This is a genomic window from Pseudoflavonifractor phocaeensis, assembly GCF_016901735.1.
Classification (GTDB): Bacteria; Bacillota; Clostridia; order Oscillospirales; family Oscillospiraceae; genus Pseudoflavonifractor_A.
Map to the genome: position 1 here is coordinate 30,083 of NZ_JACLZC010000018.1, position 15,605 is coordinate 45,687.

The 15,605-nt window shown below is 59.2% G+C and carries 13 protein-coding genes and 1 pseudogene; 6 read left to right on the plus strand and 8 right to left on the minus strand.

What is annotated here, in order from left to right:
* Window positions 1–9 precede the first annotated feature (9 nt).
* From H7U37_RS05790 to nifJ, 6 genes and pseudogenes are all read right to left on the minus strand, one after another.
* Entirely contained in the window at window positions 10–2,016 is a 2,007-nt protein-coding gene (locus H7U37_RS05790; protein WP_204874348.1) for a zinc-ribbon domain-containing protein, read from the minus strand.
* A 35-nt stretch (window positions 2,017–2,051) separates the two neighbouring features.
* The gene (locus H7U37_RS05795) at window positions 2,052–2,984 is read right to left on the minus strand and encodes a hypothetical protein (RefSeq protein ID WP_243414254.1); all 933 of its coding nucleotides are present in this window, start codon (window positions 2,982–2,984) and stop codon (window positions 2,052–2,054) included.
* Window positions 2,985–3,008: 24 nt separating this feature from the next.
* Window positions 3,009–3,071: pseudogene (locus H7U37_RS16445) on the minus strand (zinc-ribbon domain-containing protein); the annotation flags it as partial.
* 249 nt (window positions 3,072–3,320) lie between these two features.
* Complete coding sequence (locus H7U37_RS05800; protein ID WP_204874350.1) at window positions 3,321–4,577, minus strand: competence/damage-inducible protein A; 1,257 nt, start codon at window positions 4,575–4,577, stop codon at window positions 3,321–3,323.
* A 48-nt stretch (window positions 4,578–4,625) separates the two neighbouring features.
* Window positions 4,626–5,798, minus strand: coding sequence for a tRNA uracil 4-sulfurtransferase ThiI (gene thiI / locus H7U37_RS05805; RefSeq protein WP_204874351.1), 1,173 nt, complete (start codon window positions 5,796–5,798; stop codon window positions 4,626–4,628).
* A 154-nt stretch (window positions 5,799–5,952) separates the two neighbouring features.
* Window positions 5,953–9,498 carry a pyruvate:ferredoxin (flavodoxin) oxidoreductase gene (nifJ, locus tag H7U37_RS05810; protein ID WP_204874352.1) on the minus strand — a complete coding sequence of 1,182 codons (3,546 nt, stop codon included), beginning with the start codon at window positions 9,496–9,498 and terminating at the stop codon, window positions 5,953–5,955.
* A gap of 339 nt (window positions 9,499–9,837) precedes the next feature.
* On the opposite strand from nifJ, the gene H7U37_RS05815 reads away from it, so the two are divergent.
* The 5 genes from H7U37_RS05815 to H7U37_RS05835 all read left to right on the plus strand — a co-directional run bounded on the left by H7U37_RS05815 (window position 9,838) and on the right by H7U37_RS05835 (window position 13,547).
* The gene (locus tag H7U37_RS05815; protein WP_204874353.1) at window positions 9,838–11,361 is read left to right on the plus strand and encodes a YifB family Mg chelatase-like AAA ATPase; all 1,524 of its coding nucleotides are present in this window, start codon (window positions 9,838–9,840) and stop codon (window positions 11,359–11,361) included.
* Window positions 11,362–11,472: 111 nt separating this feature from the next.
* Entirely contained in the window at window positions 11,473–12,099 is a 627-nt protein-coding gene (lexA, locus tag H7U37_RS05820; RefSeq protein WP_204874354.1) for a transcriptional repressor LexA, read from the plus strand.
* A gap of 2 nt (window positions 12,100–12,101) precedes the next feature.
* Window positions 12,102–12,560, plus strand: coding sequence for a methylated-DNA--[protein]-cysteine S-methyltransferase (locus H7U37_RS05825; protein ID WP_204874356.1), 459 nt, complete (start codon window positions 12,102–12,104; stop codon window positions 12,558–12,560).
* Entirely contained in the window at window positions 12,557–12,787 is a 231-nt protein-coding gene (locus H7U37_RS05830; protein WP_204874358.1) for a permease of phosphate ABC transporter, read from the plus strand. Before H7U37_RS05825 ends, H7U37_RS05830 begins: the two co-directional genes overlap by 4 nt.
* Before the next feature lie 4 nt (window positions 12,788–12,791).
* On the plus strand, window positions 12,792–13,547 hold the full coding sequence (locus tag H7U37_RS05835; RefSeq protein ID WP_204874360.1) for an exodeoxyribonuclease III: 756 nt from the start codon (window positions 12,792–12,794) through the stop codon (window positions 13,545–13,547).
* A 371-nt stretch (window positions 13,548–13,918) separates the two neighbouring features.
* On the opposite strand, the gene H7U37_RS05840 is transcribed toward H7U37_RS05835, so the two are convergent.
* Complete coding sequence (locus H7U37_RS05840) at window positions 13,919–14,080, minus strand: hypothetical protein (RefSeq protein ID WP_204874362.1); 162 nt, start codon at window positions 14,078–14,080, stop codon at window positions 13,919–13,921.
* A 92-nt stretch (window positions 14,081–14,172) separates the two neighbouring features.
* Here H7U37_RS05840 and H7U37_RS05845 point away from each other — a divergent pair, with 92 nt between their 5' ends.
* Window positions 14,173–14,391: a helix-turn-helix domain-containing protein gene (locus H7U37_RS05845; RefSeq protein WP_204874364.1), complete on the plus strand. Its 219-nt coding sequence runs from the start codon at window positions 14,173–14,175 to the stop codon at window positions 14,389–14,391.
* Window positions 14,392–14,462: 71 nt separating this feature from the next.
* Here H7U37_RS05845 and spoIIP read toward each other — a convergent pair.
* On the minus strand, window positions 14,463–15,605 hold a 1,143-nt coding region (gene spoIIP, locus H7U37_RS05850; protein WP_204874366.1), incomplete at its 5' end, for a stage II sporulation protein P.

The following is a 15,605-nucleotide window of genomic DNA, read 5'->3' on the forward strand; positions in this document are numbered from 1 at the left end:
CCTTTACTGCTAGTTAAGTTCTATTCCATGAAACTCCTTATACAGCCGAGACTGGTCATATCCAGAACGAGTCCAAAGAAGTGTATATGAAATGGGAACATAGTTAGCGCTCCAAATCCAATCAACGTCTGATTGAAGTAGTTTTTTCTCCTTTCCGTTATACAGATATAAATCTCCGTTTGAAATATAGACTAGAGCCGATTTGTCAGAACGAATATATTGTGTTACACCCTCTGCAATAATATTCTTTTTACCTTTGCCGTCAATGATAGCCAATTCTTGATAATCTGTATAGGCCATAATAATGTCGTCGTTATAAATATTGATATCTCTCCAAATCACATCTTCAGCTAATAAAGTATTATTTCTATTTTGATATAAATAAAGGCTACAATAAGTATTTTCATTATCTTCATAAATATCATCTATATAATAAATAGAATTATTACGCATAGATTGAATGGAGCCTTTATCTGAAATAATTGAAAAATCACTGACTGTTCCTTGATCAATTTCAGCCACAGATAAGAATCCACTGCTGTCCTTTAAATAAGCGTTTTGGGAATCAAAATAGAAAATCACTTTTTTCTTCTCTGAAATAGTCTTTGCAGCACTGGCCGATATTTGACAACAAGTACCTCCGGATACAATAACAACATAATTTTCATCTGTATAATTAATTTCAAAAAGAGCTACTACATCACTAACTGAGGTAATGGAACTGATATCTCCTGTTTTAGAAATCACATCGGGCGTATTAAAAATGATACCTCCTGAACAGTTTTCAGTACTAAGAACATTTTCGTTAATTATTGTCAGGGTCCCGTTTTTATAACAGTACAATGTATGGAGCGGATAGTTATTTGCTGTATTTTGAAGTTCCTCACGCAGTTTGCTGTCAAAAATCTCCTGGCCATATTTTTCTTTTACAAAGTTGTAAAGATTAATACTGCGACCATTATCAGCAATAAAGTATGACGCATTATTATCTATATCATACGCTATCATATCTATTTTTTCAGCGATTTCCTTACTTGCTCCATTGAAATCTACCACATACAAGGTTTGAGTGTTATCATCCTCATTTTTCCTGTATAAAATGTGGTCAAAATCCGCATATAAAGTATGATAATCATTAGATTTTTGTGAAGCAAAAAAGCAATTGGTTGCCAGCTCCCTTGAAAAAGCTGCATTATCGAGATCAACGCCGTATATACTTAGTCCATCAGTGTCATTTCCAATAGTATAGACCAAGTGGCCCAAGTCATCTATATAATAGTTATCAACATGGTTAGATATTTGAGTCGTAATTCCCTCTTTCCAATAGCGCAACTCATTTTCATTAGCCAGATATAGAATAGAACCATCGTTCAATTCAGAAAAATCTGTTAGCGCATTGGTTGCTATGGTTTCAATATAATTGCCATTAATATCAGCACGGCATAAAGTATACAGTCCAGTATTATTATCATAATTTGTATAGTAGTATATATATTTTTTATCCTTGCTGAACATCACCATATTATACGTAATGCCCTTATCATCGCTATCCGCGATATATGTACTGCCATCTTCATTTTCATCGGAAATCAGCATATATTTCCCGTTGGAAAGACAGACATACGTATTTTTTTCGCCAAAGAGATCGGGTAAGCCTATGCCCATTGCATCGTCAGAAACTACCGGCGCAGCCACATCCTTTGACGGCGAGGGCGCCGCCCCTTGCTGGCCGGACGGCGGCGGAGACGAAAGGGTATCGCTGTCTTTGGAGGAGGAAAACCCCATCACAACCGCCGCCAGTACGCCCACAAGAACGACCGCCGCCAAAGCCGAAATGCCGATGATTTGCTTTGAATGTTTGGAGGTATTGAAAACAGAAAAATTGTGGTCTTTTTTCCCGCCCGGCGGATTGCTTCGCTCCGGTTGTACACCGCCCGGCTGCTCGACGCGGCTGCCGCATTTTGCGCAGGAGTCCGCGCCGGGCGGCAGCTCACTGCCACATTTCTTGCAATACATCTAACTCCCCCTTTTCAGGGGCCGCCATTCCCCTTTTATCTTCTGGCGGCCTGCCATCTCTGCCGGATAAGGTCAAAGGCTTCTTTCGCGTTTTCTACATGAAAATAGAACCAAGTCCCACTGGCAAAAATTTTAATATAACCAGTTATATTTATATTATTGATAGACATGAGTTGCTTGGGTATAGATGTCTGCACATCATCCATATCCTTATAGCTAATCATTATATCCTTGGTAGGACCAAGGCGCAGCCACCCCAACACTTTCCCGCTCCTGCCTCTTCCGCTAATTCCGTTGGGTCCTACTTCAATTTTTGTCTTTACCTCTTGGTAATTTTGATAGACCGAAACCATGATACAGACGATAATTATAATCATCAAAAATGCCAAAACATCATCGTAGTAGCCAAAATAGGACCTGTTTTCGATTTTGACATACAGCCACCACATAAAAAATACAAAAATCACATCTGAAATGACACTTAAAATAACTACCGCCCTTTGATACCCAAATATTCTGGTGTATCCAGAATCCTCGACCTGGGACACGGAGGGGGCATAGGAGTGATTCTGCCCCATACCGCCCGGCATACCGCCAAACGGGTTGGGATTGCCTGGCCGGGGCGGGGAAAAGCGGCTGGATACCTCATTCTGTCCCGTGCTGCCCGGCGTGCCGCCAAACGGGTTGGGATTATCCGGCCGGGGCGGGGAAAAGCGGCTGGATACCTCATTTTGCCCCGCACTACCAGGCATACCGCCAAACGGGTTGGGATTGTCCGGCCGGGGCGGGGAGAAGCGGCTGGACACCTCATTCTGTCCCGTGCTGCCCGGCGTGCCGCTATACGGGGTGGGATTGTCCGGCCGGGGCGGGGAGAAGCGGTTGGATACCTCGTTCTGTCCCGCTCTGTCCGGCGCAGCACCATACGGGTTAGGGTTACTTTGCTGTGATTGAACGGATCCGTTGGACATACTGTGCGGCTTCCACACACAACTGCCGCAGTTGGCGCAAAAGGCCGCGTCTGGAGCTAACTCACTGCCACATTTACTGCAATACATCTAACTCCCCCTTTTCTCTTTTCTTCCCGCTGGAAGTTGTTTCTATTCTAGTAAATATCTTTTTTGTAGTCAAGAATAATTACCCAACTTATGTTATTTTTAATCGTTAATTCTCCTGTCATAACTCTGTTATAATCAAAACCAAAAATTATTTTTTAAGAACATAGTATTCTTAGCCCGGTAAAATAGCAAAAAAGCCTGGTTCCCTGGCACACCGCCAAGAGGGAATCAGGCTTTTTTGTCTTTTTTTCAGAAGATCAACAGACCGGTCAGATAGCGCCGCACCAGGTCAAAGGCGTGGTGGGACGCCACGGTGCGGATGCGCTCCCGGCCGCTGCCGGCCCGCACCTCCCGCACATAGGTCCCCTTGTCCGTGGCAAGGGCCACATACACCAGCCCCACCGGGTTGCCCCGGTCATCCTGGTCGGGACCGGCCACGCCGGTGGCAGACACCGCCAAATCACACCCCAGCACCCGCCGGGCACCCTCCGCCATGGCCTTGGCCACCTGGGCGGACACCGCGCCGTACTTATCCAGCAGGTCCGCCGGCACGCCCAGCACCGACTTTTTGATCTCGCTGGAATAGCTCACCACGCCGCCCCGGAACACCGCCGACGCCCCGGGCAGATCGGTCATCCGCTTGGCAATGAGGCCGCCGGTGCAGCTCTCCGCCGTGCCCAGGGTCTTTTTCTGTCCCTTCAAAAGGGCCAGCACCGCCTCCTCCAAAGAGCCGATGTCCGCGCCGTAGACCTTGTCGCCAAAGATGCCCCTTAACTGGGCCTCCACCGGCGCGATGAGGGAAATGGCCTGGTGGTGGTCCGCCGCCTTGGCGGTGATGCGCAGCTCACATTCCCCCTCCTTGGCGTAGGGCGCCAGGGTGGGATTGGTCATGACCTGCATCTCGTCCCGCAGCCGGGCCTCCATGGCCGACTCGCCGATGCCGAAGAGCTTCAACGTCCGGGAGACGATCACCCCGTCGGCCAGGTCCTGCAAGTAGGGGATGGCCCGATAGCGGAACATGGCCCGGCACTCTCTGGGGGGACCGGGCAGCATAATCACCCGCACGCCGCCCGATTCAAAGGCGCAGCCGGGGGCGGTGCCCCAGTCGTTGGAAAAGATGGTGCACCCCTCGGGGAGCATGGCCTGCTGGAGGTTGTTGTCCGTCATGGGCCGGTCGGGGTGGAGGCGGGCAAAATAGTCCCGGATGCGCTGGGCGGACCCCTCGTCAAAGACCAGCTTTTTGCCAAAACACTCGGCCAGCACGTTTTTGGTCAGGTCGTCGCAGGTGGGCCCCAGTCCGCCGGTGGTGATGATGAGGTCGGCCCGTGTCTTGGCCAGCTCCACCGCCGCCTTGAGGCGCTGGGGATTGTCGCCCACCACGGTGTGATAATAGACGTTGATCCCCAGGGTGGAAAGGCCCTGGGAGAGCATTTGGGCGTCGGTATTGGCGATGTTGCCCAGCAGCAATTCGGTGCCCACGGCGATGAGCTCGGCGGTATGTGACATAACAATGCACTTCCTTTTCTGGTTTGAACGGGGGAGGGCGTCCGGCCGTCAGGGGTCGATCTTGATGCGCTCGATGCCCTCCACCGCCGCCCGGACCATGGCGTCAATGTCCAGGCTGGCCTCGGCGGCCCGGCACTCCTCCTCGGTGGGGCGGAGCCGGGGATGGCGGGGGGTAAAGACGGTGCAGCAGTCCTCATAGGGGAGGATGGAGGTCTCAAAGGTGCCGATCTTCCGGGCAATGGTGACGATTTCCTCCTTGTCCATGCCCACCACCGGCCGCAGGATGGGCAGGTCGGTAACCGCGCTGGTCACCCCCATGGCCTCCATGGTCTGGCTGGCCACCTGGCCCAGACACTCGCCGGTGACGATGGCCCCGGCCTGGACCCGGCCGGCCACCTGGGCGGCAATGCGCATCATAAAGCGGCGCATGATGATGGTAAACAGATCCTCGGGGCAGGAGCGGCGCAGCTCCTCCTGAATGTCGGTGAAGGGCACCACATGGACGATGAGCCGCCCACACCAGGGGGTCAGCTCCTTGGCCAGGGTGAGGACCTTTTCCTTGGCCTCTTCGGAGGTGTAGGGGTAGGAGAAGAAGTGGACCATATCCAGGGCGATCCCCCGCTTGGCAATCATCCAGGAGGCCACCGGCGAGTCGATGCCGCCCGAAAGGAGGGACACCGCCCGGCCGTTCACCCCCACCGGCAGGCCGCCGGCGCCGGGCTTGGGGTCGGCGTGGACATAAGCCGCCGCGTCCCGCACCTCCAGGTGGACGGTGAGCTCCGGGCTGTGGACGTCCACCTTCAGATTGGGGTAGCGCTCGTCCAGCTCGCCGCCCACCCACTGGGACAGCTGAATGGAGGTCATGGGGAAGGTCTTGTCCGCCCGCTTGGACTCCACCTTAAAGGTCTTGGCCTTGGAGAGCTCGTCGCCCAGGTAGGAGCAGGCGGCCTCCAGCATTTCCTCCTTGGTCTTGCCGCAGGCCCGGGCCCGGGACAGCCCCACAATGCCGAATACCCGGCTCATGGCCTCGTAGGCCCGGTCCATGTCGCAGTCGGGGCTCTGAGGCTCCACGTACATGGTGGACTGCTTGGTGTACACCTTGAATTTGCCCAGGGCGCGGAGGCGGCGCTGGGCATTGGCAATGAGCTTATCCTCAAACCGGCGGCGGTTGAGGCCCTTGAGCACCAGCTCGCCCAGCTTGAGCAAAATAATTTCTTCCATAATCGGTTTCCTTTCTGGTTCTTTCCCTTTGGTAAGGTACATTATATCCGATTTGGAGGTGGGAGGCAAGGGAAACGGGAGCGCGCAAAAAAGTCCCCCGGACGCTTGCGCGTCCGGGGGACTGTGCGATCCCGCCGCAGGCGGGAATCAGATCTTACTTGTAGAGCTCGGTCAGCTTGACCAGGTGCTCGTAACGGGCCTTGGCGGCCTCCTCGTTCTGGGCGAAGAGCTCCTTGGCGCGGTCGGGGAAGGACCGGGTCAGGGAGGAGTAGCGGGCCTCGTTCAGCAGGAACTCCTGGTAACCGCCGGCGGGCGCCTTGGAATCCAGGGTGAAGGGATTCTGGCCGGCAGCCTTGGCGGCGGGGTTGAAGCGGAACAGGTTCCAGTAGCCGCAGTCCACGGCCTTCTTCATCTCGCCCTGGCAGTTGGTCATGCCGCCCTTGATGGAGTGCATCTCACAGGGCGCATAGCCGATGATGAGGGAGGGGCCGTTGTAGTTGACGGCCTCGTTGATGGCCTTCAGGGTCTGGGCCTGGTTGGAGCCCATGGCCACCTGAGCCACATAGACGTAGCCGTACTGCATGGCGATCTCCGCCAGGCTCTTCTTGGGCGTGGTCTTACCGGCGGCGGCGAACTGCGCCACCTGGCCGATGTTGGAGGACTTGGAGGCCTGTCCGCCGGTGTTGGAGTACACCTCGGTGTCGAACACGAAGACATTGATGTCCTCGCCAGAAGCCAGGACGTGGTCCAAGCCGCCGTAGCCGATGTCGTAGGCCCAGCCGTCGCCGCCGAAGATCCAGACGGCCTTCTTGGAGAGGTACTCCTTGTCAGCCAGGACTTCCTTGGACAGCTCGCAGCCGGCGGCAGCGGCCTTCTCCAGCTCGGCAACCAGAGCCTTGGTGGCGTCGGCATTGGCCACGCCGTCCTCGGCGGTCTCGAAGTACTTGTCGGCAGCGGCCTTCAGCTCGGCGGAAGCCTGCTCGGCAGCGGCGATCTCCTTGACCTTGGCCTGGAGACGCTCGCGGATGGCCTTCTGGCCGTAGTACAGGCCCAGGCCGTGCTCGGCGTTATCCTCGAACAGGGAGTTGGCCCAAGCGGGACCCTTGCCGTCCTTGTTGACGGTGTAGGGAGAGGTAGCAGCGGGGCCGCCCCAGATGGAGGAACAGCCGGTGGCGTTGGAGATATACATACGCTCGCCGCAGACCTGGGTCACCAGGCGGGCATACGCGGTCTCGGCACAGCCGGCGCAGGAGCCGGAGAACTCCAGCAGAGGCTGCTTGAACTGGCTCTCCTTGACGTTGTTGGTGCTCTCCATGTCGGCCTTGGGGGCAACCTTGGCCACCATGTAGTCGAACACGCCCTGCTGAGCGGCCTCGCCCTCCTGGGGAACCATGGTCAGGGCCTTCACGGGGCAGATCTTGGCGCACACGCCGCAGCCCATACAATCCAGAGGAGACACGGCGATGGAGAACTTATAGGTGCCCTTGCCCTTGCCGGCCTTGATGTCCACGATCTTGGCGGCCTCGGGCGCGGCGGCGGCCTCGGCGTCGGTCAGAGCGTAGGGACGGATGGTGGCGTGGGGGCAGACGTAGGAGCACTGGTTACACTGGATACACTTGGTGGAATCCCAGGTGGGAACGGTCACGGCAACGCCGCGCTTCTCATAGGCGGAAGCGCCCTGCTGGAAGGTGCCGTCCACATAGCCCTCAAAGGCGGAGACAGGCAGGGAATCGCCGTCCATCTTGTTGATGGGAACCAGCAGATCCTTCACCATCTTCACGGTGCCCTCGCGGCCCTCCATGACGCTCTCGGTGGTCTCGTCCTGCGCGGTGGCCCAGGAGGCGGGAACCTCGAACTTCTTGAAGGCGGTGGCGCCGATGTCGATGGCCTTGTGGTTCATGTCCACGATGTCCTGGCCCTTCTTCAGGTAGGAGTGGGTGGCGGCATCCTTCATGTACTGGATGGCCTCCTCAGAGGGCATGACCTTCGCCAGAGCGAAGAAGGCGGACTGGAGGATGGTGTTGGTACGCTTGCCCATGCCGATCTCGATGGCCAGGTCGATGGCGTTGATGGTGTAGACCTGGATGTTGTGCTCGGCGATGTAGCGCTTGGCCACGGCGGGCATGTGGTGATCCAGCTCCTCATCGCTCCACTGGCAGTTGATGAGGAAGGTACCGCCGTCCTTCACGTCGCGGACCATGGGGAAGCCCTTGACGATGTAGGAGGGCACGTGGCAGGCCACGAAGTCGGCCTTGTTGATGTAGTAGGGGGCGCGGATGGGCTCGTCGCCGAAGCGCAGGTGGCTGATGGTCACGCCGCCGGTCTTTTTGGAGTCGTACTGGAAGTACGCCTGGACATACTTGTCGGTGTGGTCGCCGATGATCTTGATGGAGTTCTTGTTGGCGCCCACGGTGCCGTCGCCGCCCAGGCCCCAGAACTTGCACTCGATGGTGCCGGGAGCCGCGGTGTTGGGAGAGGGCTTCTCCTCCAGGGACATGCCGGTCACGTCGTCCACGATGCCGATGGTGAACTGGGCCTTGGGGGCGGCCTTGGTCAGTTCCTCATAGACAGCGAACACGGAAGCGGGCGGGGTATCCTTGGAGCCCAGGCCGTAGCGGCCGCCGATGACGGTCTTGTCGGTGATGCCGGCATTGGCCAGAGCGGTGACCACGTCCAGGTACAGAGGCTCGCCCTGGGCGCCGGGCTCCTTGGTGCGGTCCAGCACGGCAATCTTCTTGGCGGTGGCGGGGATGGCGGCGATGAGCTTGTCGGCGCGGAAGGGCCGGTACAGGCGGACCTTCACCAGGCCCACCTTCTCACCGTGGGCGTTCAGGTAGTCGATGACTTCCTCGGCCACGTCGCAGATGGAGCCCATGGCGATGATGACGCGGTCAGCGTCCTCGGCGCCGTAGTAGTTGAACAGCTGATAGTTGGTGCCCAGCTTGGCGTTGACCTTGCCCATGTACTCCTCGACGATGCCGGGAACGGCGTCGTAGTACTTGTTGGAGGCCTCACGATGCTGGAAGAACACGTCGCCGTTCTCGTGGGAGCCACGCATGACGGGACGGTCGGGGTTGAGGGCGCGCTTGCGGAAGGCTTCCACAGCGTCCATATCCACCATTTCCTTCAGGTCGTCGTAATCCCAGATGGCGACCTTCTGGATCTCATGGGAGGTACGGAAGCCGTCGAAGAAGTTGATGAAGGGCACGCGGCTCTTCAGGGTGGCCAGGTGCGCGACGGCGGCCAGGTCCATGACCTCCTGCACGTTGCCCTCGGCCAGCATGGCGAAGCCGGTCTGGCGGCAGGCCATGACGTCGGAGTGATCGCCGAAGATGTTCAGCGCGTGGCTGGCCACGGTACGGGCGGACACGTGGAACACGCAGGGCAGCAGCTCGCCGGCGATCTTGTACATGTTGGGGATCATCAGCAGCAGGCCCTGAGAGGCGGTGTAGGTGGTGGTCAGGGCGCCGGCGGCCAGGGAGCCGTGGACGGTACCCGCAGCACCGGCCTCAGACTGCATCTCGATGACCTTGACGGTGGTGCCGAAGATGTTCTTGCGGCCCGCGGCAGCCCACTGGTCCACATTGTCGGCCATGGGGCTGGAGGGGGTAATGGGGTAGATACCCGCGACCTCGGTGAAGGCGTAGGATACATGGGCGGCCGCTGTATTGCCGTCCATCGTTTTCAGCTTTCTCGCCATGAAACGATTCCTCCTTAAGTGGTGGTTTTCCTTTTCAGCAGCGTCTATATTTTAGCACCATCTCTTCCGTTTGTAAATCATTCTGTGGGAAAACTGCCCAGTTTTTTGGGAAAAAATTTTTCCTCCTCTAGTCGCCTCCGCCAAAGGAGGGGCTTTTTATTTTTTGCGTTCCGGCGTATTGCGCATTTTCTCTTGTCCGAATATACTATATTTGGCAAAATTTTTTCATCTGTATCCAGTCCGGGCCATTTGTTTCCGGCGGGGCCCGGAGTCCGGGCGTCATGCCGGTCTCCGCGCCGCCGGGGCGGCGGAAACTGTAAAAAACAGGGAGGTCCTTTTATGCTGTGTGTGATACGCTCGCTGGGTCTGAGCGGGGTCAACGGATACGAGGTGCGGGCCGAGTGCGACCTGTCCAACGGCCTGCCCGCCTTTGAGGTGGTGGGCCTCCCCGACGCCGCCGTCAAGGAGGCCCGGGACCGGGTGCGCTCCGCCATCCGCAACTGCGGCTTTTCCTTTCCCGTCTCCCGCATCACCGTCAATCTCTCTCCCGCCGACCGGCGGAAAGGGGGTACGGTGTACGACCTGCCCATTTTGACCGGCATCCTGGCCGCCGGCGGACAGCTCCCCCCGCCGCCCCCGGACGCCGCCTTTGTGGGGGAGCTCTCCCTGGGAGGCGCGCTCCGTCCGGTGGCCGGAATGCTCCCCATGGCCCTGGCCGCCAAGCGGGCGGGCATCAAAGCCCTCTTTGTCCCCGCCGACGCCGCCGCAGAGGCCACCCTGGCTGGGGACGGCCTCACCGTCTACCCGGTAGAAAATGTGACACAGTTAGTCCATCATCTACAAGGCCGCGCCCCGATCCCCCCGGCGGAGCGGTGGACGCCCGCCGCCGGGGCGGCGTGCTGCCCCGATTTTGCCGACGTAAAGGGACAGGAACAGGTTAAGCGCGCCCTGGAGATCGCCGCCGCCGGCGGGCACAACATCGCCATGATCGGTCCGCCCGGGTCGGGCAAGTCCATGCTGGCCCGGCGCTTACCCTCCATCTTACCCGACCTCTCCCCCCGGGAGGCCCTGGAGTCCACCGAGATCCACTCCGTCATGGGTCTGACCTCCCGGGAAATGCCCATGGTCATTCTCCGGCCCTTCCGGGCCCCCCATCACAGCATTTCCGCCACCGGCATGGCCGGCGGCGGCTCCCCCATCCCAAAGCCGGGGGAAATCTCCCTGGCTCACAACGGCGTTTTGTTCCTGGACGAGTTGCCCGAATTCCACAAGGACGTGCTGGAGGTCCTCCGCCAGCCCCTGGAGGAGGGGGTGGTCCACATCACCCGCTCCGCCGCCAGCGAGACCTTTCCCAGCCGCTTCATGCTGGTGTGCGCCATGAATCCCTGTAAATGCGGGTGGTACGGTCAGCCCGGCGGACGGTGCCGCTGCTCCCCCCAGGAGGTCCGCCGCTATCTGGGCAAGCTGTCCGGGCCCCTGCTGGACCGCATCGACCTCTATGTGGAGGTGCCCGCCCTCACCTTTGAGGAGCTGTCCGCCAAGCCCCGGGCCGAGTCCTCCGCCGCCATAAAAGCCCGGGTCAACGCCGCCCGGGCGGTCCAGACCCAACGCTTCGGCCCGGATGGCCCCGACTGCAACGCCCATATGTCCCCCCGGGAAATGGGGGAGCACTGCGCCCTGGACCCAACCTGCCAGGCGGTGATGGAGGGGGCCTTTCAGCGTATGGGCCTCACCGCCCGCAGCTACGACCGTATTTTAAGGGTGGCCCGCACCATCGCCGACCTGGACGGCGTCCAGACCATCCAGGTCCGCCACCTGGCCGAGGCCATCCAATACCGGGAAAGCGCCTATTTCCGGCGCTGAATTTGGGACTCATTTTATAGAACAATCGTTTGTATTTTTCTCCCCGGTATGGTATAATAGCACCAGGACCTCCCTAACTTCACTCATTCCACCGGAAGGAGGCATCGCCTGATGAAGGCCATTACACCCAAACAGCAGCAAGTTTATGATTTTATCGTCGCCTTTCAAAACCAGCACGGTTATCCCCCCTCCGTTCGGGAGATCGGCGCCCAGGTGGGGCTGAAATCTCCCTCTACCGTCCATTTCCACCTCAAGGGTCTGGAGCGGGCCGGACTCATCGAAAAAGCCGAGGGCAAGACCCGCGCCATTACGGTGGTGGCCGCCTCGGGCGGCCGCGCCGCCGCCGACACGCCCAAAGCCCCTGCACGCCGGGAGCGTATCCCGGTGGTGGGCAACGTGGCCGCCGGCGCGCCCATCCTGGCCGAGCAGTGCATCGAGGATTACCTCACCTTTGACACCGGCGGGCAGGAGGAGGAATACTTTGCCCTGCGGGTCCGGGGCGAGTCCATGCTGGGGGCCGGTATCCTGCCCGGCGACCTGGTGGTGGTCCACCAGCAGACGGAAGCCCACAGCGGTCAGATCGTCGTGGCCCTTTTCGAGGACGAGGCCACGGTCAAGACCCTGCGCCGCCGGGGCGGCAAGATCTGGCTCATGCCGGAAAACCCCGATTATGAGCCCATCGACGGCACCAAGGCCCAGATCATCGGCAAGGTGGTGGCGGTGGTCCGCCGGTACTGAGCATGGAGCGCCTCACCTGCTCCACCCCCCTGGGGACCATGACGCTGGTGGGGGAGGGGGAGGCCATTACCGGCCTGTTCCTCCCCGGCCAGAGGGCCCCCGCCGTCCCTGAGAGCGCCTCTCCGGTGCTGGAAAGGGGACGCGCACAGCTGTTGGACTATCTGGCCGGACGGAGGCGGGTCTTTGACCTTCCCCTCCGCCCGGCGGGCACCCCCTTCCAGCGCCGGGTGTGGGCGGCGCTGTCCGCCATCCCCTGGGGCGAGACCCGCACCTATGGTCAGATCGCCCGGAACATCGGCGCGCCCAAGGCCGCCCGGGCTGTGGGTCAGGCCAACCACCGCAACCCCATCCCCATTTTCATCCCCTGCCACCGGGTGATCGGCGCCGGCGGCGCCCTCACCGGCTACGGCGGCGGGTTGGAGCTGAAACGAATGCTATTGCAATTGGAGGGAATCCTATGAAAACACTGTTTTCCGCCGCGGACGACTACATCGCCCAGATGACCTGGAAGGACCTGGGGCTGGTCAAGCTGTGCCTTTGCTCCATGGGCGTGCTGCTGGGCCTGGCCACGGGGAAAAAGGCCCGGAAATGGGTCGCTCTGGTGGCCGTCGTGACCTTTTTGGCCACCTATATCCCGCTGATACTGGATTTCCTGCCCCATCTGGGCCGGGCGCTGAAGGAGGACTGAACCGTTGAAGCTCATTTCCTGGAACGTGAACGGCCTGAGGGCCGCCATCGGCAAGGGGTTTTTGGACTTTTTCCAGGCGGCCGACGCCGACGTGGTCTGCCTGCAGGAGACCAAGCTTCAGCCCCATCAAATCGAGCTGGACCTGCCCGGCTACCAGATCTTTTGGAATTCCGCGGTGAAAAAGGGCTATTCCGGCACCGCGCTCTTTACCCGTGTGCCGCCGCTGGCGGTGACTTACGGCATCGGCATTCCGGAGCACGACACGGAGGGGCGGGTCATCACGGCGGAATTTGACGGGTTTTATCTGGTCAACTGCTACACCCCCAACGCCCAGCAGGGCCTGGCCCGCATCGACTACCGCATGGCGTGGGAGGACGCCTTCCGGGCCTATCTCCAGGGGCTGGACGGGAAAAAGCCGGTGATCCTCTGCGGCGACCTGAACGTGGCCCATGAGGAGATCGACCTCAAAAATCCCAAGGCCAACCGGGGCAACGCGGGCTTTTCCGACCAGGAACGGGGCAAGATGACCGAGCTGCTCTCCGCCGGCTTTGCCGACACCTTCCGGCGGCTCTATCCCGACGTGACCGGGGTCTACTCCTGGTGGAGCTACCGCTTCCGGGCCCGGGACAACAACGCCGGGTGGCGCATTGACTATTTCATCGTTTCGGAACGGCTCATGCCCCGGGTGGCGGACAGTCAGATCCTCACCCAGGTCATGGGCAGCGACCACTGCCCGGTGCTTCTCTCGCTGACCGAGTGACACCCAGTTTCCCTTTACCCGCAGGGGGCTCCATGCGTCGGAAGTAACATCCATATCACCCCGCCGCTCCACCTCGTAGGGGCGGCCCTTGTGGCCGCCCGCTTCCATGCAGGTACTTTGACGTCTCCTGCACCGCGTTCCACTTCTTTGACAGGCGGGCGCCATATATGGCGCCCCTACGTTGCTCTTCCAGTAGGGGGCGCACACTGTGCGCCCCGTTGGTACCCATGGAGTAGGGGCGACCCTTGTGGTCGCCCGCCGTCCATCGCCGCATTTTGAAAGAAGGGGGCAAAGGGGGTCTAAATCCCCCTTTGCAATTCCCCGGGCGGTCCGCTCCGCGGAGGGGAAAATGGGTCGGTATTTGACCCTTTTTATTGTTCCTCTTCTTTCTGACCATTCGGTAAAATAATTAGGTTTTCTTCCGGAGCTTCTATATACGCTTCTTCACATTTCCGCTGGGCGGCAATGAGAAGCTGGATGGCTTGCTCCGTAGCGCGAAATAAAGCGAAATACATTTCCTTATAATCCGGCATTCTCTCACCTCTTGTTCGCATAATTTAGAACAATTTGTTCAAAATGCCAATAGAACGTTTTGTTCTAAATTATACTGGCTCCGGTGATGAGGATGGAACGCTATCAGAGAATCCGCGACCTGCGGGAAGATCACGATCTGACCCAGGCCCAGGTGGGGCAGGCCATCAACGTGCCCCAGAGGACCTATGCCTACTATGAAAGCGGGCAGCGTATGGTTCCTCCCCAGGTGCTGTGCGATTTGGCCGACTTTTACGGCGTCAGCGTGGATTACATTTTGGGCCGGACAGAGAAAAAGGAAATGAATCCATAATCCATAAGTGAAAGGACCCGACACAGGCTGTACAAAGCTGCGTCGGGTCCTTTTTGAATGATGCGGCCTCTTTACTGTTCCAGCTCCAGCAGCACCTGGCCGGCGGCCTGGGCGAAGTACCGGGCGGCGCGCAGGGCCTCCTGCAGGGTGTTGCCGTGGGTGCCCACCTCCACCAGCAGGGAACCGGGGGTCAGATTCTGGTTGTAAACCGAGCCCCGCAGGGTCATGGGCCGGGCCAAGGTGGGGTAGAGGGTATCCAGCCGCTTTTGGATGCGGGCGGCCAGGGTCAGATTTTCCAGATAGTTGGGGTGTTCGCTGCCGCTGCCCAACACCAGCATCACCTGGGCGGTCTGCTGGCCGTCGATCTCGGTCACCGCCTTATAGACCGTGCCGTCCTCTCCCACCAGGGCGTCCCGGTGGACATCCAGCACGATGGAAATGGTGGGGTACTGCTCCAGATAGGCCGAAATGGACACCCCCGACCGGCTGTACGCCCCGTTGTACTGGGGGTAGTCGTAAAGGGTCTCGTCGTGGACCACCGAAAGGCCCATCTCCTCAAATACTTCCTTCATCTCGTTGCCCACCCGCACCACGTTATACTGGGTGTCCAGCGTGCGGGCGTTCTGGTCGCTGGGGGTGTAGATGTCGGCGCCGTCGGGGGTGTAGGCCTCCGAACCGTGGGTGTGGACGATGAGGATCTGGGGTCCTTCCTCCGCGGCCTCCATCCGGATGTCCACCGGCGCGGACACCGCCGCCGCCAGATCCACTTCCAGGTCGGTGGTATTGTAGAGATACAGCCCGCCGGCGCAGACATAGCCCGACGCAGAGGCCGGTGCCAGGGTCCGGGGGACGATGCTGTCCGGCGCGGTGGTGGTGGCCGGCGGCGCGGTCTCCTCCTCCAGGGGCTCGCCGGTGGCGATGGGCAGCGATTCCCCCCCGTCCTCCACCCACAGCGTCCCGCCGTTATCCGCTCCCAGACCGGAGAGCAGGGCCGATTCTCCCACCGCCATCCGCTCCAAAAAATCCAGGCCGTCCAGCAGACGGTCCGACGGTCCCTGCACGCCCATCTCCGCCCGCAGCAGCGCCTGGGCGGTCTCCCCCTGCGATACCAGCGCCCCCGTCTCTCCCGACGCAGGGTTTCTCCCTGGCCGAGCTGGCGGCGGAGATGGAAGCCCTGGCCCCCCGCTGCCGTCTGCTGGCGGTGGTGGATACCC

What these genes read in the sequence shown, in the direction of transcription:
- H7U37_RS05790 (WP_204874348.1), bottom strand. Translation starts at nt 2,016, where the DNA reads ATGTATTGCAAGAAATGTGGCAGTGAGCTGCCGCCCGGCGCGGACTCC.
- H7U37_RS05795 (WP_243414254.1), bottom strand. Translation starts at nt 2,984, where the DNA reads ATGTCCAACGGATCCGTTCAATCACAGCAAAGTAACCCTAACCCGTAT.
- H7U37_RS05800 (WP_204874350.1), bottom strand. Translation starts at nt 4,577, where the DNA reads ATGTCACATACCGCCGAGCTCATCGCCGTGGGCACCGAATTGCTGCTG.
- thiI (WP_204874351.1), bottom strand. Translation starts at nt 5,798, where the DNA reads ATGGAAGAAATTATTTTGCTCAAGCTGGGCGAGCTGGTGCTCAAGGGC.
- nifJ (WP_204874352.1), bottom strand. Translation starts at nt 9,498, where the DNA reads ATGGCGAGAAAGCTGAAAACGATGGACGGCAATACAGCGGCCGCCCAT.
- H7U37_RS05815 (WP_204874353.1), top strand. Translation starts at nt 9,838, where the DNA reads ATGCTGTGTGTGATACGCTCGCTGGGTCTGAGCGGGGTCAACGGATAC.
- lexA (WP_204874354.1), top strand. Translation starts at nt 11,473, where the DNA reads ATGAAGGCCATTACACCCAAACAGCAGCAAGTTTATGATTTTATCGTC.
- H7U37_RS05825 (WP_204874356.1), top strand. Translation starts at nt 12,102, where the DNA reads ATGGAGCGCCTCACCTGCTCCACCCCCCTGGGGACCATGACGCTGGTG.
- H7U37_RS05830 (WP_204874358.1), top strand. Translation starts at nt 12,557, where the DNA reads ATGAAAACACTGTTTTCCGCCGCGGACGACTACATCGCCCAGATGACC.
- H7U37_RS05840 (WP_204874362.1), bottom strand. Translation starts at nt 14,080, where the DNA reads ATGCCGGATTATAAGGAAATGTATTTCGCTTTATTTCGCGCTACGGAG.
- H7U37_RS05845 (WP_204874364.1), top strand. Translation starts at nt 14,173, where the DNA reads ATGGAACGCTATCAGAGAATCCGCGACCTGCGGGAAGATCACGATCTG.